Here is a 24628-nt window from a genome sequence, read left to right as displayed (position 1 = left end):
GAAACGGAAGTTTAAAATAAAGAATCTTTACGAAGTCGTTCCACTTCCCATTGGAATGTAGTTTCTCTAAGCTGCGGAGTATTACCTTCAACTGTCCCCACCAGAGAATAACTAGATTCTTTTCCATAACTATCAGGCAAACGTTTGAGTATAAACTTACCTGATTTAATGAGTTCGATGACATGAAGTAAAAAAGGATCTTTTTCCTTTCGACTCATCTCTTCCATGGAATAATAAAATGTAGAAAGCCCTTTATAAAACCAATCAATACATTCATTTTTACCACGAGGCCAAATTTGTTCCAAACGAATTTCGGATTCTTGGACCAGTGACTTTCCGAGAAATGGTTTTTGCAATACACGGCACTGCGAATAAATTTCGAAATTTAAATCCCGATCCCCACCTTTTTCAAAGTCCACTCCGATCCAACGAATCCATGATTTTTTTTCTTTAATGGATAAAGCTGGGATGAGCGCAAACAAATACCCTTGGTCTTTGAAGATTCGTTCATGGGCTAAGTGCTCTAAGATCTCTATAGGGATCATATAATGGCCTTTCATCCATTCCACCACATAAGGAATCGATTCTAACAGAAGATATTCCGGTGGAGTTTCTGAACGGATGATATCACCGAACTGCGTGAGAATAAAAATAAAAGACAATAATTCCTGACGACTGAGTCCCGAAAGAACACTGACAGAACCAGTTAAATTCTGAAGGGCCCTACGAATCATGAGATGTTGTTGGAGTTGAGTTTGATTTTCAGACAAAATAATCCCTAGATGTTTTTCAAAATTGCGAAGGTTTGTACGTTCACAATATTTAAAATTTCCAGAGATACTAAACGGCACTAGAGGGCTCTCCTACCTATGTCTTTTCTATAAAAGGTATCGGGGGCTTTGATTTTTGTAAGGAACGAATAACAATCGCTAATGGCATCTTTTAAAGAAATACCGAAAGAAGTGATTCCGAGAATCCTTCCCCCATTTGCTAAAATTTGAGTTTCTTGGCGTTTGGTTCCCGCATGATACACGACCACATTCCCTTCGTTAGATGGTATCTCTAAAGACATTCCTTTTGTGGGCGAATCCGGATATCCTTTTGCCGCAAGAACTACGACAGCAGAAGAACCTTCCTTTAATTTCAAATTTCTTTCAGGAAGGGTTCCCGTTGCTGATGCATAAAAAATAGGTAATATGTCTTCATCTAACAGGCGAAGGACACACTGCGTTTCTGGATCCCCAAAACGGCAATTGAACTCCACTACATTTGGAATTCCTTCTTTGGTAATCATAAGCCCAACGTATAAAAGTCCTTTGTAGGGATGGCCCGAAGTCCGAAAATCAGCTAACATTGGTTCAATGATTTGTTCCTTCACTTTTGAAAGAACAACATCGGTGACAATCGGTGCCGGTGCATAGGCACCCATTCCCCCAGTGTTAGGGCCAATGTCTCCGTCATACGCGCGTTTGTGGTCTTGGGCTGCAGGAAGGCACATATACCTTTCTCCATCGGTGATGACAAAAAGGGACGCTTCTTCTCCTTCTAAAAAGGATTCCAAAACTACTTTATTTCCACTTTCGCCAAATTTCGATTCTAAGAATATTTCGTCTAACGCCTGCTTGACTTCCTTTATCTCAAAGGCAACAGTGACCCCTTTTCCCGCAGCAAGGCCATCCGCTTTGACCACTAAAGGCAAAATTTCTTTTTGTGCGTAACTCCAAGCAGACTCATGATCAGTGAACACAGCAAATGAGGCCGTTGGAACTTTGGCTCGTTTCATCATTTCTTTTGCAAAATGTTTACTTCCTTCGACTTGTGCGCAATACGCAGAAGGTCCAAAACAGGGGATATTTATCTCCGCACACCAATCAGAGAGTCCATTTACGAGTGGATCTTCTGGACCTACAATCACGAGGTTTGTTCCCGATGATTTTATATAATCAAAAAATTTAGTTTTATCAGTGATCGAAATTTCAGATGAATCCACGAGCATCTCTTTCGAAAATCCACCATTTCCTGGAAATACCCGAAGGGATTGCAAAGATTCTGATTTTGAGATAGAATCCGCTAACGCGTGTTCTCTTCCGCCACTTCCAATGAGTAAAACTCTAAATTTATGTTCCAATTTTTTCTAAAGCCCTTACCGTACTATCTAGTTTCTCTTTCCAAGTATTGTACTTTTCTCTTTCTTTTTCTACGACATCAGGTTTTGCTTTTTCTAAGAAGGCTGGATTGTTGATTTTATTTTCCAACTTTTCCATTTCCAATTGGATTTGTTTTTTCTCTTTTTCCAATCGTTGTTTTTCTTTTTCAAAATCAAAAATACCTTCTAATGGAAGAAAAATTTCGCCAATCGAAAATGCACCTACAGAATCTGTATTTTTTGCTTCATAAGAATCAATAAACTCTAAACTCTCTGCTTTCGAAAGTTGCAGGATGGATTTAATTTCTCTTTCCATCATCTCTTTTAATTCTTTGTGATTACACTTGAGAATCACCTTACATTTTTTCTCAGGTTTGACCCCGAGTTCAGCTCGCATATTACGAATCTTAGTAATGATCTCACGAACAAGCTCCATCCGAACCACAGCTGGTGCCGAATCAGAAACCCCATAGGCCTTTGGAAATTCTGTTTTTGCAAGTTCGGTTGTCTCAAGTAAAGAGTGAATTTCTTCCGTGATAAAAGGCATAAAGGGATGCAAAAGCCCGAGTGATTTTTTTAATACGCTAATAAGAACCAGTCGTGCTTTTTCTTGTGATTCGGGTGTTACATTTCCATACACACGAGCTTTGGTGAGTTCCAAATACCAATCGCAAAAAGATCCCCATACAAAATCATAAATGGAATTTGCCATTTCAAAAAAATGATAATCACTGTATGCTTTTTCGTAACGAGATAACATACGATCAAACTCATTCAAAATCCAAAGGTCAGTATCTTCTAAAGTAGAGATGTCTGGTTCTTTGGCCGTGAACTCTTCCGGTAAGTTCATAAAAATAAACCGACTCGAATTCCAAATTTTATTACAGAAGGAACGATAACCATCTAACCTGGATTCGTCGAAAAGGATGTCTTTTCCTTCCGGTAATACTGCCGCGAGAAAAAAACGAAACGAATCCGTTCCGTATTTACTCATCATATCCAAAGGATCGACTACATTCCCCAAAGATTTACTGAACTTCTTTCCATCTTTATCACGAACCAGGCCATGGATGAGAACTTTTTGGAAGGGAACATCATCCATAAATTTCAGGCCGTTCATAATCATCCGTGCCACCCAGAAGAAAATAATATCAAAGCCGGTGACTAAAACGGAGGTAGGATAGTATTTTTTAAGTTCTTCAGAATTATCAGGCCAACCGAATACAGTAAACGGCCAAAGTCCCGAAGAAAACCAAGTATCAAGAACATCTTCATCTTGTTTGATGGTCTCTCTTGTAACAGAAATTCCTTTTTTAGAAAAAAGTGATACCGCTTCCTCGATGGATTCGGCGACCACCATTTCTCCGTTTGGTGCATAATAAGCGGGGATACGATGTCCCCACCAAAGTTGGCGAGAAATACACCAATCCCGAATGTTTTCCATCCACTCAAAGTAGGTTTTTTCCCACATTTTGGGTTGGAACTGGACCTTTCCCGTTTTTACCACTTCAATCGCAGGTTTTGCTAATGATTCAATTTTTACAAACCACTGAGTCGATAACAGCGGTTCTATGACAGCCCCACCTCTTTGGTTGTGGCCCACACTATGAATATGTGTTTCTATTTTTTCTATATAACCGTTTGCCTCAAGTTCTTCCACAACACGTTTGCGAGCTTCAAACCGGTCGAGTCCATTGTACTTACCTGCATGTTCGTTGAGTGTCCCATCCAAATTCATTATATTGATAGGAGTTAAATGCAAACGAAGTCCCGCTTCATAGTCATTGATGTCATGAGCTGGTGTGATTTTGACAAGTCCCGATCCAAATTCTTTATCCACAAAGGTATCAAATAAAACGGGAATTTCTTTTCCTGCAATCGGGAGAAAAACAAACTTATCTTTTAAGGTCGCATAACGCACATCATCTGGATGGGCACAGACCGCTACGTCACCAAACATCGTTTCGGGCCTTGTGGTCGCTACAACGATGTATTCGTCTTTAGTTAGAGTTTTGGGATCTTTGGATTTAAATTCAGCTTTCGGATATTTTATATGATAGAGTTTGCCTTGTTTTTCTTTGTATTCTACTTCAATGTCAGAGATGGCAGTTTTGGTAACAGGGCACCAGTTGATGATCCTTTCCCCGCGATAAATTAAACCTTCATCATACAAACTGCGAAATACTTTGATGACTGCTTTTGATAAACCTTCATCAAAAGTAAATCTTTCCCGTGACCAGTCGACTGATTCACCGAGTAACCGTTGTTGTTTGGCAATGATTCCACCCGAATGAGCTTTCCATTCCCAAACTTTTTCTATAAATTCTTCCCGAGTAAAATCGGTTCGTGACTTCCCTTCTTTGGCAAGCTCCCGTTCCACAACCACTTGTGTTGCAATTCCGGCATGGTCCATTCCAGGAACCCAAACTACATTTTTTCCTTTTTTACGTTCAATACGAATGATGATGTCTTGGATGGTATGATTGAGTGCATGCCCAATGTGTAAGTTCCCAGTTACGTTTGGTGGAGGGATAACGATCGAGAAAGTTTCTTTGCGAGAAGAGTCAGGGGCAAAGGTTTTTTTTTCTTCCCAGGTTTGTATCCATTTGGGCTCTACGGATTCGGGATCGTAACGGTCAGGTAGCTGTGATTTCATAGGGTCTTTGGATTTCTTGCACTTTACTATGTTTCGTAAAGAGTTTAGGGGTCAAGGATGAAACAGCAACCATCAGGTTCGCATTGACAGAAAGGGGTGGCAAAAGAATCTGGTTGGCATGAACGCAAAAACAGCAAAAATTCTCGGTAAATATGCAACCTTCAAAGGTGTTTCAGAAAAACAATTGAAACGCGATTGGTTGTCTCTTTCCCATATCGATAAAGATAAAAAAAGACAAGAAATCCTTAAAGAAATCGCTAAGAAATAAGACAGGCGGAAGTTTCCTTCCGCTCTTTTTATGGAACGTAAGTTTCGAATTCTTTTCTTTCTCCTACTCTTTGGATTTTCTCTCACTAACCTTTCTCGTTGTTCCAAACAAGGTGACATAATACTTTCCCAATACGAAGAAAGTTTGGCTATCGCCAAAGACTCAAACCGCAAACTCATTGTGGTTTTCGGGGCCGATTGGTGTCCTGATTGTCGTGCCTTAGATCTTATTTTTCAGGAGCCCGAACCAAAGGTTCTCCTCACTCAAAATTTTCTTCTCTTCAAGGTAGATGTGGGTCGCTTCGACAAAAACTTAAGTCTAAATGACAAACTTGGAAATCCCATCCAAAATGGAATTCCAGCTTTGGTTGTGATTGACCCAACAGGGAATATTCTTACCTCTACAAAAGGGGGAGAGTTCTCTAACGCCAGTAAGATGACAAAAGAACAAGTTTTAGAATATTTATACCGTCTTTAGGAGAAGGTTCGTTTTTAACGACCACTTTCAAACCATGTTTCCACTGAATAACCAACTAACAAACAATATGTTCTCTTCAAAAATGAAAACCTACTTTAGATCCAACACGTTATCCTTCGTTGTTCTAATTTTATCATCATCTTTGACTCTCCATGCGGAAGAACCAGTTTCTCCCACTTTAGTGGTTGGAAATCCACTTCCCGTAATCAATTATACAAACCAGTGGGAGGAACCAAGTCCAATCCTTGCAGATACCACAAAAGTTTTGTTTATCGCCGATATGGATGCCAGTAAAATCATCCACCCGATTTTAGAAAAAGAAGGAAAAGGGTATTTGGAATCCAAACAAGCCGTGCTTGTATCTGACATCCATAGAATGCCTTTTCTTATCTCCAAATTTGTTGCCCTACCTAAAATGAAATCTTATCCGTATACTCTTCGTTTGGTGAGAGAAGAAAAACTTGCAGATCCTTTTCCCAGAACCAAAGGATCGGTGACAATGATGCAACTGAAAGAGGGAAAAATTACAAAGATCCAAATTTCCAGTGGAGAAAAAGATGTGAAGGATTTTCTGGATATGTCACAAGGAAAATAAGTTATTTATTTCAGAGTTTTTCTCGAGAGATAGCATTGAATAATGCAAATTATAATGGGATTTCGAAATACTTTTTTCTTAATTATTTTGCTCTTAGTATCTTCTTGTAAAAGTGAACTACTTAAAAATCATGATACCCTTGTAGAAGACAATGAGGAACTAGAAATTGACTCAATACTTTATTATCAGATTAATAAGTCAGAAACTTCTAAACAGATTAGTAAAGATGGCACTTTGGAAGGGTTAAAGTGCGAACGTAGAAAATTAATTCAAGGAGATTATGTAAACGATTGCGAAGACAAAGTGAACAAAATAATCTTTCGGTTACATTCTCAAAAAAACAACTTTTGCGAAAGTTTAAGAAAAATTCGCTTAGATTGCCTAGAGGCATTAACTGAAGTTTTAACCAATAAGGATCTTTTCCAAAATATGGATATTCATTCTAGGGTAGAACTATTAAACTTCAGAAAAAAACTCTTACTAAATCTTTCGCATTATGATGGAAAATTTTTTTTAATTAGGAATGATAAATTTGTTATCCTACTTTTTTCAGTTAAAGGTTATAATATAAACAATGCTCGATGGATTCAAATTTTTTTACATAATGGAGAATCTTATATTATGAGATTTATGAATTGGCATGAATCATTTGATACGTTGAAATTTGCAAAAAGCTTGTACTTTTCAGAAGACTCTTAAAATTCAAAAACAGATCTCCTATGTGAATATCACAGCAAGTCCATTTTATGAATCCCTTGGCTTTTATTTGATCAGTGAGAATTTAATCAAACGAGACGAAGTTGAGTTTACCAATTATGCCTTTGAAAAAAAAATTAAATTCATACTCGTTTCTCTCTTCGTTCTTTTATTTAATTCATTCTTTCTTGAGCGTTATTACGTTCGTTTTCCCATTTACGATATTGAATCCACAAAAATACCCAAGAGTTTCGATGGGTATAAAATCGCAGTGGTATCAGACTTACATTATGGTTTTCTTAACCCTGAATTCTGGATTCGGTATGTCATTGAATCCACCAATCAACAAAATCCTGATCTAATAGTTGGGATTGGTGATTACGTAAAAAAAAGAAATTTTGACGAAGAGTTGGTTCAGATTTGGAAATTGCTTCCACTTCTAAAAGGCAAAGATGCGGAAGTTTTCGTGAATGGAAATCATGACCACTGGGTAAATCATTTGCTTTCTCTTCGTTTATTAGAGGAGAGTAAAAAATCCATACGAAATAAATCATTAGAAATCAAACGAGGCGATGAGAAAATCATCATTGGTGGACTAGGAGATTTTTGGGAAGACCACATTCCTATCGATCAGATATTCAAACACACTGATCCAAAACAATTTAAAATTGCTCTTGCGCACAATCCTGAATCTGCTGATACACCTCATACAGAATCCATTGATCTCTTCATTGTGGAATTGGATGGTCAATCCTACCTCTTAGATTTAATTGTCCTTCCGAAGTTCCCATCCTCATTTTACGACACAAAAAGAATTAATAAAATAATAGATTCGCATAACATAGTCTTTGCGAAGCTCAGGGCAATCTAATTATTTCCCTGCTTTAGTTCAGGATAATCCAAAACTGATTTTTTCCCATATACAATATCCATTATATCTTCTTCAGGAATTTTCCTTCTCTTAACTTCTCCTGCAATTTTACCCTTTGGGTCAGGAAATTTTACACCTCGAGCTTCGAACATCTTAATTAACTTTTCTTTTTCAGGCTGAATCTCTTTGTTAACCATTCGTGATTCAGCTGCATATGCTAAACTTTCTAAGTTATAGTTATACCCATTTTCAAGCAGCCAAATGGCTATATCATAACGAGCAAAAATCCCAATCGACAAAATTGGTGCGGTTAAATAGTTATATTTCTCATCATGTGCATTTATATCTGCCCCTGCTTTAATTAATATCTTAATATTTTCTAGTTGGCCATATTCAGATGCAACTAATAACGGAAAACTTCCTGAATCACCTTTAAATGAATTCAGTTCTCCTCCATATTGAATTGCCAATTTCAAAAAGTCAGAATTTTGAAATGCTGATGCAAACACCATTGCCGACCAACCGCTTTTTATTGAACTGCTACCGGCAATACGAATTCCTTGACGCTTCTTGAACATACCGTTACCAAACCCCTCCCCATTACCTTTTCCATATCCAGTACCTCCTAAATTCGGATCCGCACCTGCTATCAAAAGTGCTTCAAATCCATCTAAACTATTTGCACAAATTGCCCAAATAAGTATAGGCACCTTTCCTTCTTCCAAATGATTAGGGCTCGCACCTTCTTTCACCAGTTTTGCAATTTTTTGACTATCACCGTTCACAACAGCCCTTAACAATTCCAAGGCTTTTTTGTCTTGATAAGCATCGCTCAAATAACAATTGGCGCATTGCAAGCTAAAGGAAGAGCAGGAAATATTTGTTAAAAGTGAAACAAACGTTAATAAAAATACTGCAATTGTTTTCTCTGTTTTCATATTATTTCTCATATTCTTAAATGATTCTAGGATTTGGTTATACAAACTTTAATTAAATACGAATTTACGGTACCAATCTAAAAAGCCGCGAGGGAAAGACCAAGGTTTCCCAACCTATCCTTTCAATGCAATTTAATTGCAACATTCTTGCTCGTTTCAGAAAAAGTTAGATGTCACACTTTTTTTAAAAATAGTCCCAAAATCTTCTTGATAACGATGTTCTCTATACTAACCATTTCACCCGAACGTAAACCTGTTTCGATAGCGAGAGAAATACTATGGCACTTCCTAAAGTTTGTGTAATTGGCGCTGGATCCTCCGGTATAACAATCATTAAATCATTGAAGGAACATGGGATTCCCTTTGATTGTTATGAAAAAGGAAGTGATGTAGGAGGTAACTGGCGTTATAAAAATGACAATGGCCTGAGTAATATTTATAAGTCTCTTCATATCAATACTCATAGGGATCGGATGGAATATCGTGACTATCCCATGCCAACCAACTATCCCGATTATCCAAACCACGAACCCATTCAAAAATACTTTTTATCTTTTGTAGACCACTTTGGACTCAGAAAACACATTCAGTTTAAAAATGGTGTGAAAAAAGCGGAGCGAACCGAAGAGGGAATTTGGAAAATCACTCCCGAAAAAGGACCTATCAAATACTACGACGTGTTAGTTGTAGCAAATGGACATCACTGGAGTGAACGTTGGCCCGATCCTGCCTTTCCTGGAAAATTTTCTGGCCAGATCATACATTCCCACTCCTATGTTGACCCAAAAACACCTGTTAATTGTGAGGGAAAAAATGTCGTAGTTCTTGGAATGGGTAACAGTGCAATGGATATCTCTGTGGAACTTTCCAGACCCGGTGTTGCTAAAAAAGTATTTTTATCGGCCAGACGCGGCGCTTATGTCATCCCCAACTATCTATTTGGAAAACCATTGGATAAACTAACCGAGTATACACCACATTGGGTTCCGTTTTTTATCCAACAAACACTCGCTCACCTACTCATTCGTTTTGGTGTAGGGAAAATGGAAGACTTTGGTTTGCCAAAACCAGATCATAAGTTTGGATCGGCTCACCCTACCATCTCACAAGATTTACTGGTAAGGCTTGGACGAGGTGATATCAAACCAAAACCAGTGATCACCGAACTCAAAGGTAAAAAAATTGCCTTTGCCGATGGAACTGAAGAAGAAGCAGATGTTCTTATCTATTGCACGGGATACAATATCAAGTTTCCTTTTTTTGAGGAAGATTTTTTATCTGCACCCAATAACTACATCCCGCTATTTTATAAAATGATGAAACCCGGAATCAAAGATTTGTTTTTTGTCGGTCTTATGCAACCGTTAGGTGCTATCATGCCACTGGCAGAATGCCAAGGAAAATGGATCGCACAATATCTCACGGGAAATTATGTGTTGCCTTCCAAAGAAGATATGGAGAAGGCCATAGAAAAGGACCAAGCGGATATGAAAAAAAGGTATGTGAGTAGCACACGCCATACCATCCAAGTGGATTACGATACCTTCATTTATAATATGAAAGAGGAAATGAAAGCTGGTAAAAAAAGATCCGAAAAACTCGGAAACCATTTGCCAATCGAAGCACGGGCGGGATTGTTTTCGGAAGTCCGTCATGAATCTTCCAAAACGCACAAAAAGAAATTGGTCCGCAAATAACCAAATTTTTAGTTTCCTCCTCACAACCTGTCTTTCACTCCTTGGGATAGGTTGTGTATCCAAAGGTTACTCCTACCAAGGAAATCCACTTTTCGGATGGATGGAATCTTCTGGAGAAGTTCGAACCACAGACCCTTATCCCATTCTAAAACGCTATCCTTCCTTCCAGGCCACAGATTTTGAATTCCCTGTAGGGGGAAAGTATGCCGAAGGTTATTACTTAGCGCAAAAATTTGGGGCTGAAAATGGAAAGTTTGGTGGCCGTAAACACCTGGGAGAAGACTGGAATTCCGTTACTGGTGGCGATAGCGACTTTGCCGCCCCTGTCTATGCGTTTGGAAATGGTGTGGTTTCGGAGATCGCTGACTACGGTGGGGGTTGGGGGAAAGTGGTTCGGATCGTACACCATCATAATGTGGGCAATGGAGATTTTTGGTTTTTAGAAACAGTTTATGCCCACCTACACACCATTGATGTGGAACCAGGACAATTGGTGAAAAAAACGGAATGGATTGGAACCATTGGCGATGCAGGGGGAAATTATCCTGCCCATTTACATTTCGAACTTCGTTCGGTCATTGGGGCATCGTTAGGTGGAGGATATGCATTAAAAACTGAGGGTTTTTTGCCACCCACTCGGTGGCTTATGCAGTATGGACCCAAAGACAAATCCTTTTCTGAGGACAGTTTTTTGTATCTCATCGAAAAGGGAGGAACTCTCTAATCGTTTATTTTTAATATGCGAATTTAGTAACTGCTGATAAAACCTAACACTTCGTCTTCTTTCTCAGCATTTGTGTCATAAAAATTACAATGAATCTCATACAAAGGTTCGTTTCCCATTTTTTCGCACTTCAAAGTTTTCACAAGAAAGTCAACAGAACCTGTCATAGAAATCATTTTTAAGGAAACTTTCAATATAGAAGGCACTTCAATGTCATAAGGATGGTAAAACATGATTCCCCTTGCACTGATATGCTTTTTAGAATCATAATCCTTTAGATGTTCCAATTGGACCTCAAATGTGGCTGGGATTTCTGTATAATGATTTGGTTTCATAGTCTTAGTGTATACTGCAACAAACATAGTATCATTAAACTCGCATTCAATTACTATTTTATTACGTACGTATAAATCTTTATGCAAAAATGATATTAAAGCCTGCAAGAAGGACAATGAGTCCAACTCCCCAGGCTAAAATTCTTGGATCCCAAAATGAATTTGTCATATCTCTATCGGAATAAACGAGTCCGTGTAGATCCTTTGTGAGATCGTCCTTTTCTATATAACTCACAATCACCATAGTTAGAAAACAAGCCAAACCAGAGTAAATGGCTCCATAAAAATTAGAAACCATCTCCGATTTGTAATAAATGATATCGAATGAATATAGGATAAAATGAACGAGGCCACTTGATGTTCCGAGGATCATTCCATAAAAAGCACTCCAAGCGGAAGCCCGCCTCCAAAACATCCCGAGCAAAAATATCGAAATGAGAGGTGCATTAAAAAAAGAAAACAGTAGTTGGATATAGTTCATTATATTCTCAAATTGTATAGCAATGTAAGAAGCAAAAATGGCGAAAACGATAGCAAACATAGTGGAACGTTTTCCGATCTTTAAATAATCCTTATCTTCTTTGTCTTTGTTGATATAGGTTTGATAAATATCATAAGTAAAGATAGTATTCATGGCGGTGATAGAACTAGACATACCCGCCATAAAGGCGGCAAGGAGTGCTGTCGTTCCAAGACCTAACATCCCCGAGGGATAAAAGTTTTTGAGTAATATCAAAAAACTTTTATTGTATTCCCCATTCATCTCTTTTGAAAATTCTGTTAAGGCAATTAATCCCGGTATCACTGTTAAAAATGGTAAAAATAATTTAAACATTGCTCCGATAAGAGGAGTCCTTCTTGCGGCTCGAAAATCTTTTGCCGCCATGGCCCGCTGCACTTCAGTAAACCCACAAGTCCAATACGAAAAGGATAATACAAAACCAAGCCCCACCGTTACACTTAACAAATCCCAACCAAGTTCATTTTGTCCATTCACAAGCCCCTGCCACATATGTTTGTGTGAATTCGGAATTTTTTGCATAAGCCCATCCCAACCACCTAACTTTACTAGGCCGATAATCACAAGTGGGAACAAACCAAGAACGGTTAGAAAAAATTGCATCACCTCTGTATAAATAGAAGAACTGAGTCCCCCAAAGTAAGTATAAATGAGTACAATACCCGCACTAAACAAAATGGAAAGATGGGGATTCCAACCAAACATCGTTTCGAACACCAAAGACAAAGAATAAAGATAAATTCCAGAGCCAAGTGCAAGTGATAGTAAGGTAATCAGTGAGTTGACTAAATGGGCTGGTCTATTGAAACGATACCGTAAATATTCCGGGACACTTCTGATTTTTGAGGAATAATAAAAGGGCATCATAAAGATCCCAAGAAAGATCATTCCTGGAATCGCACCCAAATAGTAAAAATGGAAGGTTAAAAAACCATATTCTGCCCCACTGGCACTCATCCCTAACAACTCTAAGGCGGAAATATTGGCCGAGATAAAAGCAATTCCCGTAATCCAACTGGGGATCATTCGGCCCGCAAGAAGGAAATCACTCGATTGGTTCATAGATCTCTTTAACAAGGCCCCGATCACAACCATAAACCCAATGAAGACCAAAAGGATGAGATAATCGATGGGGGAAAGGGTTACGAACATAGGCTCGTAAGAAACTAGAAAACAGGGTTTTGTAAAGAGGAAATCCCGAATCTCACTACCTTCGTTTATTTTCCTTCAAAATTTCCGAGACTTACCGACACTCATTGTAACTCTTTGACCGAAAAAGACTTTCCGAATTATGTCACATTGATAGATTCGGAACCACCAGGAGGACCTATGTTCTATCTTCTTTTAGCCCTTCTCCATGAAGACTATTCTTCCGGAAGAATCGATTTTTCTACCTATTTCGAAAATACTGTCCTCCTTGCCCTAGACCACGAACGCATTAAATCCAATCTAGAACAAAGCAAAGCCGCGTAATTCAAGCAACTACACTAAAAAAACTGGGGTTTCCTGCCCTGGTTCCTTACGGAATTTTCTCCTTGTTCTAGGAAGTCCGATCTGTACGGTAACAGAAAAATCACATCTCAGGAAGATTAAATGACATCGGCCAAACTCCTTACTGCTACCCTCCAAAATTCTCAAAAATTTTTCCTTCAATTTGGGGGACAGGGTTCACCTTATCTAAAAGAACTCGTAAAATTGTATGCAGAACCAGAACTCAAAGAATTTTTCGAAACAAGTTTCAAAACTATCGCTGAAATTGCAACCCGTGATGGCAAAAGTCCTCTTTTGAATGAAGGATTTGATTTCAAATCTTGGATTGAAAATCCAGACGGCGCTCCTTCGGAAGATTACTTAGCTCGCGCACCCATCTCCGTGCCGGGAATTTTTATGACTCAAATTGCAAACTATGTTTTGGTTTCCAAACGTGGTTACCCAACAGCGGAACTCATCAAAGCAACGGGAGCCCTCAGTGGACATAGCCAAGGGGTCATTGCTTCGGCTCTTGTTGGTCTTGGAAAAGACGGGTCTGATTTTTTAAAAGCATACTCCGACTTTTTAAAATTTGTTTTTTATCTTGGATTTAATGGCCAAAAAGTGTATCCTAACTTTGTTGTTTCGGAAGAGATCGTAAAAGAAAACGAAGCAAACGGTGATAAAAATCCAGCTCCTATGGTTGCCGTGATTGGTTACACTAAAGATGAATTAGAAGAAAGAGTGAAAAAAACAAACGACTCTCTTGGACTCAAAGGCCAAGACACAGTTTTTATCTCTCTTTATAACACTCCTGATTCCATGATTCTTTCGGCACTTCCTTCTTCCCTTCTTGCCTTCCGTAAACAATGGAAAGCAGAGATGGATGAGAAAAAATTCAAATTTGTTTATTTAAAAACAACAGCACCTTTCCACTGCCCATTTATGGAAACATCCCTCGACAAATTCAATACAGAAGATGCATCGGTCGTTCCATTTCCTTATACTGGTGCTGATTTAAAAGTTCCTGTCTATAGCATCTTTGATGGTCACAACTTGCAAAAAGATGGAAACCTTCGTGACATCCTATTTAAGATGGTATTGATTGAGCCACTTTACTGGGATTTGGCGATCGCACCAATTTTTAATGACAGTGCCATAAACACAATCATTGACTTTGGGCCAAGTGTGGTCAGCCAAAGACTCACTGGCGGACACCTAAAGGCAAAAAACATCGAAAAACAATCATTATGTGCTTCAAATGCTAAGGAATTAAAAGTAATTCTAGAAGCATAATGAATCCATCCACTCTTCGGGCCGCTTCCAAATTAAATTTAATCCGCCTTCTGGCTTCTCATCCAGAAGGTCTTGGATTAGAAGAAATTCAAAGCGTAACGGGACACAAATCCATCGCTTCACTCAAAAAAGATTTGGGTGAGTTGTATATGATTGAGATGTATCCTTATTCACCCACCGATGCTGTGGATCTAGATTTTGATGGGGAGAAGGTAAAAATCCGACTCCCTATTGCTGTAGATTCCGCACTCCCCCTTTCCCCAAAAGAATGGTCCCTCCTCAGATCACTTTTAGTTACACAAAAAACTAAAGAAGATTCCGCACTCAATCATTCTATCTTAAGTAAAATTGATTCAGTGATTCCTTCGGGTGATTGGTCTCCGTATCAAAAATCGAAAGAAACCATAGTAAAAGCAATTGGTGAAAAAAAAATACTAACAATTGTTTACTGGAAGCGAGATACTCGGGAAAAGGAAACAAGAACACTTGCACCTTGGCTCCTCTGGGAAGAAAATGATTCTTACCTTTTGGCTTATGACCTAATCAAAGAAGAATTCCGATCCTTTCGTTTAGATTATATTTTGGACATTGAGATTACTGATACAACATACCCGAACTTACCTGATACCGCAGGGGAATTTTTAGAAGGGTTTAAACAACTGTTTGGTGCCGATTCCGAAAACAAAGACTTTGCAAAATTATGGATCACTGATTCTGCGTCTTACCATTTAGGAATGAAACTAATCTTAAAACCAACGGGAGACCAAAAACAAATTGGGGATACTCTCTACCGAGAATTCCAAGCTCCGATTCGAGATGAAAACTGGTTTGTCCAAACCGTCTTAGGATACGGAACCTCTGTATTGGTGTCGGAACCGATAGAATTAAAAAACTCCATCCAATTCCACTTACAATCCATAGCACCTTCAAAACCGAATCTTCACGCACAGTCTTAGGAATGGTTTCCTTGAAGTCCATTGCAAAGGGAAAGATTAACATTGGTTTGATGATTCCCTACAAACGGGAAGACGGCCTTCACGAAATTCGCAGCGTTTTTGTTCCCATTAGTTTTGGCGATCCCATGGAAATTCAAATCACTCCTCTCCTGGAAAGCCAAACGTCAAGTTTCCATTTAGTTTCTGAAAACCATCTCCTCGGTTATCGGCGTGAAAAATTCGAAGAAGTTTCGGAAAGGGGAGATCTCACCCGAAACATTCTCTACAAAACCTTCCAAAAGTTAACTTCGTACTTGCGAGAACCCGTTTCTATCTCCATCCATTTACAAAAATACCTACCACCCGAAGGAGGAATCGGAGGTGGGAGTAGCAATGCGGGCCTTTTCCTAAAAGAACTCTTCCCTTGGACCCATCTTTCGAAAGAAGAAGAGATCCCCTTGGCAAAATCCATCGGTGCGGATGTCCCCTTTTTTTTGCAATCCTCGGCTTGTTATGTGACTGGGATCGGGGAGGTCTTGGAACCCCTATCTGTAGCGAAAGGCTCTGGAATTTTGGCCATTCCTCCCTTCGGACTTTCTACAGCATCTATGTATTTAGGCCTTCAAAAAAGTTTACAAAAACCCTATGGTTCCGAAGTATGGAAATCTCTGGCAGAGGATTTAATTCGAAGTCTTCAGGTCGGGGATTGGGCATACCTGCAAAACAGGCTCGAGAACGAGTTTGAAAAAATCGCTTTTCAGACCCAACCCTTACTAAAGGAATTGAAATTAGGGTTCTATGAGTCGGGAGCAGTCTATGCTTCTTTATCGGGTTCGGGTTCTTGCTTTTATGGCATTTATCCTTCAGATAGAGAGAGAGACGAAGCCCAACGCATTGTCTCCGATCGATTCCCCGATATGGAATTTCGAACGTTCTCTTTTTAGAAACTGGCCTGTAGCCAAGCGGTAAGGCAGCGGTTTTTGGTATCGCCATTCCCTAGGTTCGAATCCTAGCAGGCCAGCCAGTTTTAAAAGATCCGATAGAACGAACGATGAACCTACATAATACTGTAACTGCTGTTATTTTGGCGGCGGGGAAAGGAACTCGAATGAAGAGTGAGCTTCCCAAGGTTGCGGTTGTACTGAACGAATCTCCACTTTTACTTCACGTTCTTCGCAATATCGAATCTGCCGGCATCAAACGAAAAATCGTGGTTGTCGGTTACCGCAAAGATATCGTTACAGATATCGCAAAATCATTCTCTGGTGTAGAATTTGCCGAGCAAACTGAACAATTGGGAACAGGACACGCTGTCCTTTCGGCCGAACCCGCACTTGCACCTTACACGGGATACACGATCGTTGCCTGTGGTGATGCACCCCTAATCTCAGCAAAATCATTTTCTGAACTCATAGACCTCCATAAAGAAAACGGATATTCTGCGACTGTTCTCTCAGCCAAAATGGAAAACCCTACAGGTTACGGTCGCATCATTCGTTCTGCTGATGATGGCAGCCTTTTACGCATCGTAGAAGAAAAAGACGCCACCCCCGAAGAAAAAGTCGTCAATGAAGTGAACACAGGAACCTACTGTTTTACTACGGAAGATCTTTTTACTGCCTTAAAACAAATCGGTAATGACAATGCTCAAAAGGAATATTACCTCACAGATGTAATAAAGATTTTTAGATCTTTAGGAAAAAAAGTTGGGGCAAAAACTTTGGCAAATGCTTTAGAAAGTCACGGTATCAATTCTCCTGATGATTTGGCTCTTGCAAAACAATATATAGATAAAGGGTTGGTTGGAGTATGAATCCCAGCGAAGTAGTTGTATTTTCTGGAAATGCAAACAGACCTCTTGCCGAGGAAATTTGTAAACACCTGAACATTCCCAACGGCCAAATCTCTGTGAAGAGATTCTCCGATGGAGAAAGCTCTGTAAAAATCGAAGAAAACGTTCGTGGTCGGGATGTATTTGTGGTTCAATCCATAAGTTACCCAGCAAACGACAGTTTGATGGAACTTTTACTCATCATCGATGCAGCAAGAAGAGCTTCTGCACGTCGCATTACTGCCGTTATTCCTTATTATGGTTATGGACGCCAAGACAGAAAGGTAGAACCACGGGTTCCGATTTCTGCTCGAATGGTTGCCGATCTAATCGAAACTGTTGGTCCTGACCGAGTTCTCACAATGGACCTGCACGCTGACCAAATCCAAGGATTCTTTCGTATTCCTGTAGACCATTTATACTTTTCCCCGGTCCTTGCGGAGTACATCAACTCCCTTGGTATGGAAGACCTTGTGATTGTTTCCCCAGACTCTGGTGGAGCAGAAAGAGCTCGTAACTTCGGAAAGAAGGTAAACGGATCACTTGCCATCATTGACAAACGTAGACCAAAAGCTAACGAGTCTGTGGTGATGCATGTCATTGGTGAAATCAAAGACAAAAACTGCTTATTACTTGATGATATGATAGATACTGGCGGAACGATTGCAAAAGCTGCGACGGCCCTCTACCAAAATGGAGCCAAATCAGTATTGTGTTGTGCATCCCACGGTGTTCTTTCGGGAGAGGCACCTACGAAATTGAATGAAGGCAACTTCAAACAAATTGTACTCTCAAATTCTATCGCCATTCCCGAGAGCAAAAAAATAAATCACTTGAAAACGCTCTCTATCGCCCCACTCTTTGCTAAAGCCATCGAGCGGATTCATAACGAAGAATCAATCTCTAGTCTGTTTTCATAACTTTAAGGAACATAATCATGGAAAAAATCAGTATCAAAGCACAAACAAGAACTTCTAAAGGAAAAGGTCCTGCAAGAAGAATGCGTGTGGAAGGTTTAGTACCGGCGAACATCATCGGAAGCGGTGAAGCAAAATCGGCAAGTGTTGTCGAAAAAGAAATCCAAAAACTCATCGACTCAGGAATCCGTAAGGCAACCCTCATTGACCTTGAACTTGATGGTAAAACAGAAAGAGTTTTCGTAAAAGAAATCCAAAGATTTCCACACACAGGTCAGATCCGACACATCGACTTCTTTAAAGTAACTCCTGGTAAAAAGATCCTCACAACAGTGGCAATCAAAACAACTGGTGTTGCAAAAGGTTCCAAAGCAGGTGGACAGTTCGAACACCTCGTTCACGAAATCAAAGTGAAGTCAACTCCTGAAGATTTAACTGACGTGATCACAATTGATGTGAGTGGTCTTGATATCGGAAATATGATCAAAGTTTCCGAACTTCCTCACCCTGCTTCTTGGGAAATCCTAATGAATGGTGATCCGATTGTTGCTTCTTGTAGCAAAACAAAAGCAATCCTTGCTGCTGAACGCGCTGAAAAAGCGGAAGCAGAAACCAAGGGCAAACCAGCAGCGAAAAAAGCTGGAAAGAAATAAGATCAACTTTTAGGAACCAATGAAGTTAATTGTAGGGCTAGGAAATCCTGGCGATAAATATAATAACAATCGATCTAACATTGGTTTCAAGATTCTAGATGTCATTGCAAACAACATTGGCATCGAAATCAAAACGAAGAAAAAGAAATCTCTCATCGGTCGTGGTGACTTTGAAGGTGACGAAGTGGTTTTACTCAAACCACAAACCTTCAGTGACCTTTCCGGTGAGTCGGTTCTCTACATTGCCTCCTTTTTAAAAATCCAGGTAAAAGACATTGTGGTCATCCATGAGGATGTCGGGTTAGATCTCGGCCAAATCGTGGTCACTAAAGGTGGGGAAAACGATGTCAACCCTGGGGTCAACTCGGTTTCTGTCTCATTACGGTCCCCCAATTTTATACGGATTCGGATCGGCGTTCTTAATTCAGCCTTCGATCCAAAAAAAAGGGAAGAATTTTTACGTGAAGATTTTGAGCCTTTGGAGAACCTGAGCTTGATACAGATCATCAATGACGCCGAAGCGGCGATTCGTTCCATATCCATGGGGGATATTGACGAAGTGATTCAGAAATATCACCTTTGATTTCAGTCTAACTAGCGAGAAGTCTTTACATGAATAAAAACATCAAAACCGTATTTCTATTTTTGCTCGTATTCCTTGTCATTTTGGCAACGGTTTATAAAGGTCAGGACTTCGCCGGTAAACCCGACGAAATCAGCTATTCCGATTTTTTGAATATGGTGGAACCCATCGAAGGGAAAAAGCCGATTGGAAAAATTACCTCGAAAGATGGAAAAGATATTTCCTCAAAACAACAAATCATCATTGATCGAGAGTTGATTGAAGGTTGGTACATTCCAGAAATCAGCAAAGACAACAAACCAAAACCTTTCAAAACGAACGTAGCGCAGGTGAACGATGATTTGGTGACAAAACTTCGTAAATCACGCCTTAGTTTTACAGCGAAATCAACGGAAGAAAACAAGTTTTGGAGTGTTGTTACAGGAATCATTCCATGGCTCTTTGCCCTCGGTATCATTTGGTTCATCATGATGCGCCAACTCCAAGCATCTGGTAACAAAGCTTTTACCTTTGGTAAATCTCGTGCCAAAATGAATGTGGATCAAAAAGTCAAAACCACTTTTAATGATGTGGCTGGTTGCGATGAAGCAAAAGTGGAATTACTCGAAATTATCGAATTCTTAAAAGACCCAAAAAAATTCCAAGCCATCGGTGCACGAATTCCGAAAGGAGTCCTTCTTGTTGGTCCTCCAGGAACTGGTAAAACCTTACTTGCGAAAGCGGTTGCGGGAGAGGCAGGTGTTCCTTTTTTCTCTATTTCTGGCTCTGACTTTGTAGAAATGTTTGTGGGTGTGGGAGCATCACGAGTCCGTGATCTCTTTGACCAAGGGAAAAAAAATGCCCCATGTATCATCTTTATCGATGAGATTGATGCGGTAGGTCGACTTCGTGGTGCAGGTCTTGGTGGCGGTCATGACGAAAGAGAACAGACCCTCAATCAGATGTTAGTCGAGATGGACGGATTTGAAATGAATGAAGGTGTCATAGTAATGGCTGCGACTAACCGTGCAGACGTACTCGATCCGGCTCTCCTTCGTCCTGGTCGTTTCGACAGACAAGTGATTGTGGACCTGCCAGACCTCAAAGGCCGTGAAGAAATTTTACTCGTTCACTCTAAAAAAGTTCCCTTAGTTTCTGATATTTCACTGAACTCCATTGCTCGGGGAACCCCTGGTTTTACGGGAGCCGATCTTGCGAACCTGATCAATGAAGCGGCACTTCTTGCAGCTCGTCGCAATAAAAAACGTGTCACCCAAGAAGAACTCGAGGAAGCTCGTGATAAAGTCATGATGGGACCGGAACGTAAGTCTATGCTTATCTCTGAGAAAGAGAAAGAAATGACGGCTTACCATGAAGCGGGTCATGCCCTGCTTGGCACCTTACTACCGTATACCGAACCCGTTCATAAAGTTACCATCATTCCTCGTGGTCGTGCGCTTGGTCTTACCCAATCGCTTCCCGTGGAAGACAGACATTCCTATCGCAAAAACTATTGTTTGGATCGAATTGTGATGTCAATGGGCGGATACATTGCCGAAGAACTTATCTTTGGTGATCCTTCGAATGGTTCTTCCAACGATATCCAACAAGCAACGAACATTGCACGTCGTATGGTGTGCGAATGGGGTATGTCCGAAAAACTCGGAACCATCCATTACGGATCTGGCGAAACCTCACCGTTTATGGGAAGGGACTATGGTCATACAAGTAAACCATATTCTGAAGAATTTGCAGCTCTGATTGACCAAGAAGTCAAACGTATCATCCAAACCTGCCTTGATAAAGGCCGTGATTTGGTGAAAAAGAACCAAAAAAAATTGGATTCCATTGCGAAGGCACTTCTTGCCAAAGAAACGATTGATGCACAAGAGCTTATGGATATTGTCCAACCTTCCTTTGACAAATATGCAGATCATAAATCGGGATTAGGCGCTAATAAAAAAGGCAAAGGTTCTTCGGCAACAAAACCGGCTTATTCTTCTTAAGAAGTATTAATGAAGTATTGGCTCTTTAAAACAGAACCAGATGTCTTTTCCATTGACGACCTAATAAGAGAAAAACTCTCTTATTGGGAAGGGGTTCGAAACTACCAAGCACGTAACTATCTTCGCGATGAAGTAAAGTTAGGTGACTTGGTTTTATTTTACCACAGCAGGTTAGATCCGCCGGGGATTGTGGGCATCGCAGAAGTTGCCAAGGAAGCAAGCCCTGACCCTTACCAATTTGATCCAAACCATAAATACTTTGATCCCAAACTGAAAGGTACAGAACCCAGATGGTATGGAGTGCATTTAAAACCCCATACAAAATTTAAAGATCTGATTCCATTAGATACCTTAAGAAATACCAAAGGATTAGAGAATATGGTGGTAACACAAAAAGGATCGAGGTTGTCGATTCAACCTGTGGCAAAAAAAGAATTCGAAATCATAGCCAAACTGGGAAAGTAGAACAAAAGCCGACTAACGGCCATTTGACCTTTTATATCACAGCACACAGTACATCGAGAGAACCCGATCACAAAATATCAATTCATTTGATGAATAATTTCTCTTAGTTTTTCTAGAGTGATTGGTTTGATTATATAGTTACTTCTTAAATTGTATTTTTCTGCTCTTCGCAAATCTTCTTCATTAGAAGAACTAGTGACAATGTAAATCGTAATCTTCTGAATGACTGGAATCAGCGTGAATTCATCCAGAAATTGCCAACCGTCCCATACAGGCATATTCAAATCTAATAATATAAGTTCAGGTAAACTTTCTTGTAAGGAAATTCGAGAGGAAAGCATATCATATGCTTCTTTTCCATTTTGGCAAACTAAGGTATGATTGACGAGTCCAGAAAGAGTAATGACTTGTTTTGTCAAAAAAAGATGAACTGGATCATCCTCCACAACACAGGCTAAATTAATTTTGTTCATAAGGTAAAAATACAGTAAATTTTGTACCTACTCCCACTGTACTTTCAACCTCAATTTTTCCACCCATTGTCTCTATTTGGTTTTTCGAAATGAACAATCCGACTCCTCTGGCTTCCTTATTCTCGTGAAATGTTTTATACATTCCAAAAAGTTTGTCCCCATGTTTCTTTAAATCGATTCCCTGACCGTTGTCTTCAAATTGGATTTTTATCAATTGATTCGTATAGGAACCGGAGATCTTTAAAAAACTATTTCTACCGTTCGTTTTGTACTTAATTGCATTGGTAATCAGATTTAACACAATGCTATCTAAATAAGCAGGAATTCCGCGAACCAAAAACTGAATCGGAAGGTTGACTTCAATTTTTAATTCTGACTCTAAAATCTGCAAGGCCAAACTTTCAATATTTTTTTGGACAACCTGACCAATATCAATAGATTCATAGTTTTCTTGAGCCAGATTTACTTTGATCACAGCGGTAAGGTCTTCAATGGTGCGTTTTAAGTTTTCGGTTGCTCCAAATAATAACTGCATCATTTCATTTTGAAAATAACTAGGATACGAGTTTTGCAGTATTTCCATCATACCGCTAATTCCAAAACTATGAGAACGTAAATTATGAGAGACAATATTAGTAAAATTTTTCAAGCGGTGGTTTTGTTCATTGGTAATATCTAGTAAAGATTGTATTTCTGCTTCAGCTTTTTTTAGTTCTGAAATATCAACGGCCACACCCAAGTAACCTGATATTTTTTCATTTTGTCTTACTGGAGTGACAGATAGAAGAACAGGAAACGTTGATCCATCTTTCCTTTTATATGTCCATTCCAAGGCATTCGGTTTTCCAATTTTTGCATTGTAGATTAAAATATCAAAACCCTCAATTTTCGAATTGTATTCTTCATTGAGTAACTTTGCTTTATTCTCTATTTCGCTTTCAATGTGAAAAAGTTTTGGGGAATACTTTCCTATCAATTCCTCCGAAGAATACCCAAGCATCCGTTCTGCCCCATGGTTAAACTCGGTAATGATACCTTCTGTATCCGTGCTAATGATCGAAACCAGAGTGCTAGAATCTAAAATAGCTTGGTTTTTAGATAAAGCTATTTTTAGTTCTCTCTCAACTAACTTCCATTCTGTGATATCTATGATCTGAGAAATAAAGTAAAGAACCTCACCTTCTTCATTTTTTACCATAGAAACTGCTAAAATAGCGTATACGAGGTTACCATTTTTATGAAAATATCTTTTTTCCATTTGATAGAACTTTCGTTTTTCAGTAACAAGTTCCTCAAGATATGTTAAATCAACGTTTAGGTCCTCTGGGTGAGTGATGTCTTGAAAGGTAAGCTGCATGAGTTCTAACTCAGTATACCCAATGATATCGCAAACCCTTTTGTTGACCTTGAGCCATCTGCCATTTCCATCTAGTAGGGCCATACCAATGGCTGAATTATCAAAATTTTCTCGGAAGGCATCTTCACTGATACGAAGATTTTTTTCCATTTTTTTGATTTCACCTATGGCTTGCTTGGTGCCAAATATTGACAAAGGTTTTCCATCCTCTGAATATCCGAATAAAATCAATTCGTTTGTTTGTAACACATCAGAATTGGATTTTTCTTTAATTATTTTGGTAGTTCGATGGGCGATTTCTTGGAGAAGTTCCTTTTGTTTTGGACTCAGAGTTTTTGGTTTATCATCTATAACCGAAACAGATCCAAAAATGAGTCCATCTTCACGCATTAAAGGAATCCCCGCAAAGAAAGTGATTGGAAATTCTGTTTTTATAACTGTGTTTTGATTGGATTTTTGTTCGATTGGGTAGTTTTCAAAAACTACAATATCCTTTTTATGTTCTAATATTTGGAAAGTAAAGGTCGATAGACCAGATAGTTGACTCGGTGAAATTCCATAGTTGGCTATGGCTTTTGGTTCTTTCTGGTCTAAAGTGGTAATCAGAGAAATCTTCGAATCACATATCTGAGCTGCAAGTTTTGCCAAAAAATCATATTCGCTTATATCCAAATAGACATCTTCCTTTGTGTCGAAAATTCGAAACGGATGGTTCGATTTCTTTTAAGCTAATTGATGTC

The 24628-nt window shown here is 39.3% G+C and carries 23 protein-coding genes, 1 tRNA gene and 1 pseudogene; 17 read left to right on the top strand and 8 right to left on the bottom strand.

Annotation, left to right across the window (positions count from 1 at the left end; translation table 11 throughout):
• Positions 1 to 11 precede the first annotated feature (11 nt).
• From LEP1GSC199_RS02800 to LEP1GSC199_RS02790, 3 genes are read right to left on the bottom strand one after another with little or no spacing between them, the layout of a single operon-like run.
• A complete protein-coding gene (locus LEP1GSC199_RS02800) occupies positions 12 to 851 on the bottom strand; it encodes a hypothetical protein (RefSeq protein ID WP_002977012.1) in 840 nt (279 codons plus the stop codon).
• The gene (gene purD / locus LEP1GSC199_RS02795; RefSeq protein ID WP_002976862.1) at positions 851 to 2128 is read right to left on the bottom strand and encodes a phosphoribosylamine--glycine ligase; all 1278 of its coding nucleotides are present in this window, start codon (positions 2126 to 2128) and stop codon (positions 851 to 853) included. Before purD ends, LEP1GSC199_RS02800 begins: the two co-directional genes overlap by 1 nt.
• Positions 2118 to 4802, bottom strand: a complete 2685-nt coding sequence (locus LEP1GSC199_RS02790) for a valine--tRNA ligase (RefSeq protein ID WP_002977260.1) — start codon at positions 4800 to 4802, stop codon at positions 2118 to 2120. Before LEP1GSC199_RS02790 ends, purD begins: the two co-directional genes overlap by 11 nt.
• 118 nt (positions 4803 to 4920) lie before the next feature.
• Here LEP1GSC199_RS02790 and LEP1GSC199_RS21405 point away from each other — a divergent pair, with 118 nt between their 5' ends.
• From LEP1GSC199_RS21405 to LEP1GSC199_RS02770, 5 genes and pseudogenes are all read left to right on the top strand, one after another.
• Positions 4921 to 5070 carry a hypothetical protein gene (locus tag LEP1GSC199_RS21405; RefSeq protein ID WP_002972862.1) on the top strand — a complete coding sequence of 50 codons (150 nt, stop codon included), beginning with the start codon at positions 4921 to 4923 and terminating at the stop codon, positions 5068 to 5070.
• A 30-nt stretch (positions 5071 to 5100) separates the two neighbouring features.
• A complete protein-coding gene (locus LEP1GSC199_RS02785; RefSeq protein WP_002977025.1) occupies positions 5101 to 5547 on the top strand; it encodes a thioredoxin family protein in 447 nt (148 codons plus the stop codon).
• 34 nt (positions 5548 to 5581) lie between these two features.
• Positions 5582 to 6142: a hypothetical protein gene (locus LEP1GSC199_RS02780; protein WP_002977222.1), complete on the top strand. Its 561-nt coding sequence runs from the start codon at positions 5582 to 5584 to the stop codon at positions 6140 to 6142.
• A gap of 54 nt (positions 6143 to 6196) precedes the next feature.
• A complete protein-coding gene (locus LEP1GSC199_RS02775; protein WP_039925875.1) occupies positions 6197 to 6841 on the top strand; it encodes a hypothetical protein in 645 nt (214 codons plus the stop codon).
• 133 nt (positions 6842 to 6974) lie between these two features.
• A pseudogene (locus LEP1GSC199_RS02770) lies at positions 6975 to 7657 on the top strand (metallophosphoesterase).
• Between the two features lie 48 nt (positions 7658 to 7705).
• Here LEP1GSC199_RS02770 and LEP1GSC199_RS02765 read toward each other — a convergent pair.
• Entirely contained in the window at positions 7706 to 8647 is a 942-nt protein-coding gene (locus tag LEP1GSC199_RS02765; RefSeq protein ID WP_002977049.1) for an ankyrin repeat domain-containing protein, read from the bottom strand.
• A 278-nt stretch (positions 8648 to 8925) separates the two neighbouring features.
• On the opposite strand from LEP1GSC199_RS02765, the gene LEP1GSC199_RS02760 reads away from it, so the two are divergent.
• Positions 8926 to 10344 (top strand): flavin-containing monooxygenase, encoded by a 1419-nt coding sequence (locus LEP1GSC199_RS02760; RefSeq protein WP_002977044.1) that lies wholly within the window; start codon positions 8926 to 8928, stop codon positions 10342 to 10344.
• Complete coding sequence (locus LEP1GSC199_RS02755) at positions 10301 to 11068, top strand: M23 family metallopeptidase (RefSeq protein ID WP_002977028.1); 768 nt, start codon at positions 10301 to 10303, stop codon at positions 11066 to 11068. Before LEP1GSC199_RS02760 ends, LEP1GSC199_RS02755 begins: the two co-directional genes overlap by 44 nt.
• 23 nt (positions 11069 to 11091) lie before the next feature.
• On the opposite strand, the gene LEP1GSC199_RS02750 is transcribed toward LEP1GSC199_RS02755, so the two are convergent.
• Together LEP1GSC199_RS02750 and LEP1GSC199_RS02745 are read right to left on the bottom strand one after the other, a co-directional pair.
• Positions 11092 to 11403, bottom strand: coding sequence for a hypothetical protein (locus LEP1GSC199_RS02750; protein WP_002976822.1), 312 nt, complete (start codon positions 11401 to 11403; stop codon positions 11092 to 11094).
• A 79-nt stretch (positions 11404 to 11482) separates the two neighbouring features.
• Positions 11483 to 13075, bottom strand: a complete 1593-nt coding sequence (locus tag LEP1GSC199_RS02745) for a sodium:solute symporter family protein (RefSeq protein WP_002977194.1) — start codon at positions 13073 to 13075, stop codon at positions 11483 to 11485.
• 441 nt (positions 13076 to 13516) lie between these two features.
• Between LEP1GSC199_RS02745 and LEP1GSC199_RS02735 the strand changes: the two genes are divergently transcribed.
• The 10 genes from LEP1GSC199_RS02735 to LEP1GSC199_RS02690 all read left to right on the top strand — a co-directional run bounded on the left by LEP1GSC199_RS02735 (position 13517) and on the right by LEP1GSC199_RS02690 (position 22058).
• A complete protein-coding gene (locus LEP1GSC199_RS02735; protein ID WP_002976857.1) occupies positions 13517 to 14689 on the top strand; it encodes an ACP S-malonyltransferase in 1173 nt (390 codons plus the stop codon).
• On the top strand, positions 14689 to 15645 hold the full coding sequence (locus LEP1GSC199_RS02730) for a WYL domain-containing protein (protein WP_002977270.1): 957 nt from the start codon (positions 14689 to 14691) through the stop codon (positions 15643 to 15645). The genes LEP1GSC199_RS02735 and LEP1GSC199_RS02730 overlap by 1 nt, the downstream gene beginning before the upstream one ends.
• A 2-nt stretch (positions 15646 to 15647) precedes the next feature.
• The gene (locus LEP1GSC199_RS02725) at positions 15648 to 16568 is read left to right on the top strand and encodes a 4-(cytidine 5'-diphospho)-2-C-methyl-D-erythritol kinase (protein ID WP_039925870.1); all 921 of its coding nucleotides are present in this window, start codon (positions 15648 to 15650) and stop codon (positions 16566 to 16568) included.
• Positions 16569 to 16572: 4 nt separating this feature from the next.
• A tRNA-Gln gene (locus LEP1GSC199_RS02720) sits at positions 16573 to 16648 on the top strand.
• Between the two features lie 27 nt (positions 16649 to 16675).
• Complete coding sequence (locus tag LEP1GSC199_RS02715) at positions 16676 to 17437, top strand: sugar phosphate nucleotidyltransferase (RefSeq protein WP_083901906.1); 762 nt, start codon at positions 16676 to 16678, stop codon at positions 17435 to 17437.
• Positions 17434 to 18375, top strand: a complete 942-nt coding sequence (locus LEP1GSC199_RS02710; RefSeq protein WP_002976995.1) for a ribose-phosphate pyrophosphokinase — start codon at positions 17434 to 17436, stop codon at positions 18373 to 18375. Before LEP1GSC199_RS02715 ends, LEP1GSC199_RS02710 begins: the two co-directional genes overlap by 4 nt.
• 17 nt (positions 18376 to 18392) lie before the next feature.
• Positions 18393 to 19025 (top strand): 50S ribosomal protein L25/general stress protein Ctc, encoded by a 633-nt coding sequence (locus LEP1GSC199_RS02705; protein WP_002977145.1) that lies wholly within the window; start codon positions 18393 to 18395, stop codon positions 19023 to 19025.
• Positions 19026 to 19044: 19 nt separating this feature from the next.
• Positions 19045 to 19608, top strand: a complete 564-nt coding sequence (gene pth, locus LEP1GSC199_RS02700; RefSeq protein ID WP_002977024.1) for an aminoacyl-tRNA hydrolase — start codon at positions 19045 to 19047, stop codon at positions 19606 to 19608.
• A gap of 29 nt (positions 19609 to 19637) precedes the next feature.
• Positions 19638 to 21593: an ATP-dependent zinc metalloprotease FtsH gene (ftsH, locus tag LEP1GSC199_RS02695; protein ID WP_002976997.1), complete on the top strand. Its 1956-nt coding sequence runs from the start codon at positions 19638 to 19640 to the stop codon at positions 21591 to 21593.
• 9 nt (positions 21594 to 21602) lie between these two features.
• Positions 21603 to 22058 carry an EVE domain-containing protein gene (locus tag LEP1GSC199_RS02690; RefSeq protein WP_002976877.1) on the top strand — a complete coding sequence of 152 codons (456 nt, stop codon included), beginning with the start codon at positions 21603 to 21605 and terminating at the stop codon, positions 22056 to 22058.
• A 77-nt stretch (positions 22059 to 22135) separates the two neighbouring features.
• Here LEP1GSC199_RS02690 and LEP1GSC199_RS02685 read toward each other — a convergent pair whose 3' ends face one another.
• Together LEP1GSC199_RS02685 and LEP1GSC199_RS02680 are read right to left on the bottom strand one after the other, a co-directional pair.
• On the bottom strand, positions 22136 to 22531 hold the full coding sequence (locus LEP1GSC199_RS02685) for a response regulator (RefSeq protein ID WP_002972354.1): 396 nt from the start codon (positions 22529 to 22531) through the stop codon (positions 22136 to 22138).
• On the bottom strand, positions 22518 to 24560 hold the full coding sequence (locus LEP1GSC199_RS02680; protein ID WP_002976790.1) for a PAS domain-containing sensor histidine kinase: 2043 nt from the start codon (positions 24558 to 24560) through the stop codon (positions 22518 to 22520). Before LEP1GSC199_RS02680 ends, LEP1GSC199_RS02685 begins: the two co-directional genes overlap by 14 nt.
• Positions 24561 to 24628 lie beyond the last annotated feature (68 nt).

The sequence above is a fragment of the Leptospira vanthielii serovar Holland str. Waz Holland = ATCC 700522 genome (genome assembly GCF_000332455.1).
Classification (GTDB): domain Bacteria; phylum Spirochaetota; class Leptospiria; order Leptospirales; family Leptospiraceae; genus Leptospira_A; species Leptospira_A vanthielii.
This window is presented reverse-complemented; position numbering and strand designations above follow the sequence as displayed.

Coding starts and splice junctions, on each gene's coding strand:
- LEP1GSC199_RS02790 (WP_002977260.1), bottom strand. CDS start 4,802: ATGAAATCACAGCTACCTGACCGTTACGATCCCGAATCCGTAGAGCCC.
- LEP1GSC199_RS21405 (WP_002972862.1), top strand. CDS start 4,921: ATGAACGCAAAAACAGCAAAAATTCTCGGTAAATATGCAACCTTCAAA.
- LEP1GSC199_RS02785 (WP_002977025.1), top strand. CDS start 5,101: ATGGAACGTAAGTTTCGAATTCTTTTCTTTCTCCTACTCTTTGGATTT.
- LEP1GSC199_RS02780 (WP_002977222.1), top strand. CDS start 5,582: ATGTTTCCACTGAATAACCAACTAACAAACAATATGTTCTCTTCAAAA.
- LEP1GSC199_RS02775 (WP_039925875.1), top strand. CDS start 6,197: ATGGGATTTCGAAATACTTTTTTCTTAATTATTTTGCTCTTAGTATCT.
- LEP1GSC199_RS02765 (WP_002977049.1), bottom strand. CDS start 8,647: ATGAAAACAGAGAAAACAATTGCAGTATTTTTATTAACGTTTGTTTCA.
- LEP1GSC199_RS02760 (WP_002977044.1), top strand. CDS start 8,926: ATGGCACTTCCTAAAGTTTGTGTAATTGGCGCTGGATCCTCCGGTATA.
- LEP1GSC199_RS02755 (WP_002977028.1), top strand. CDS start 10,301: ATGAATCTTCCAAAACGCACAAAAAGAAATTGGTCCGCAAATAACCAA.
- LEP1GSC199_RS02750 (WP_002976822.1), bottom strand. CDS start 11,403: ATGAAACCAAATCATTATACAGAAATCCCAGCCACATTTGAGGTCCAA.
- LEP1GSC199_RS02745 (WP_002977194.1), bottom strand. CDS start 13,075: ATGTTCGTAACCCTTTCCCCCATCGATTATCTCATCCTTTTGGTCTTC.
- LEP1GSC199_RS02735 (WP_002976857.1), top strand. CDS start 13,517: ATGACATCGGCCAAACTCCTTACTGCTACCCTCCAAAATTCTCAAAAA.
- LEP1GSC199_RS02730 (WP_002977270.1), top strand. CDS start 14,689: ATGAATCCATCCACTCTTCGGGCCGCTTCCAAATTAAATTTAATCCGC.
- LEP1GSC199_RS02725 (WP_039925870.1), top strand. CDS start 15,648: ATGGTTTCCTTGAAGTCCATTGCAAAGGGAAAGATTAACATTGGTTTG.
- LEP1GSC199_RS02715 (WP_083901906.1), top strand. CDS start 16,676: ATGAACCTACATAATACTGTAACTGCTGTTATTTTGGCGGCGGGGAAA.
- LEP1GSC199_RS02710 (WP_002976995.1), top strand. CDS start 17,434: ATGAATCCCAGCGAAGTAGTTGTATTTTCTGGAAATGCAAACAGACCT.
- LEP1GSC199_RS02705 (WP_002977145.1), top strand. CDS start 18,393: ATGGAAAAAATCAGTATCAAAGCACAAACAAGAACTTCTAAAGGAAAA.
- pth (WP_002977024.1), top strand. CDS start 19,045: ATGAAGTTAATTGTAGGGCTAGGAAATCCTGGCGATAAATATAATAAC.
- ftsH (WP_002976997.1), top strand. CDS start 19,638: ATGAATAAAAACATCAAAACCGTATTTCTATTTTTGCTCGTATTCCTT.
- LEP1GSC199_RS02690 (WP_002976877.1), top strand. CDS start 21,603: ATGAAGTATTGGCTCTTTAAAACAGAACCAGATGTCTTTTCCATTGAC.
- LEP1GSC199_RS02685 (WP_002972354.1), bottom strand. CDS start 22,531: ATGAACAAAATTAATTTAGCCTGTGTTGTGGAGGATGATCCAGTTCAT.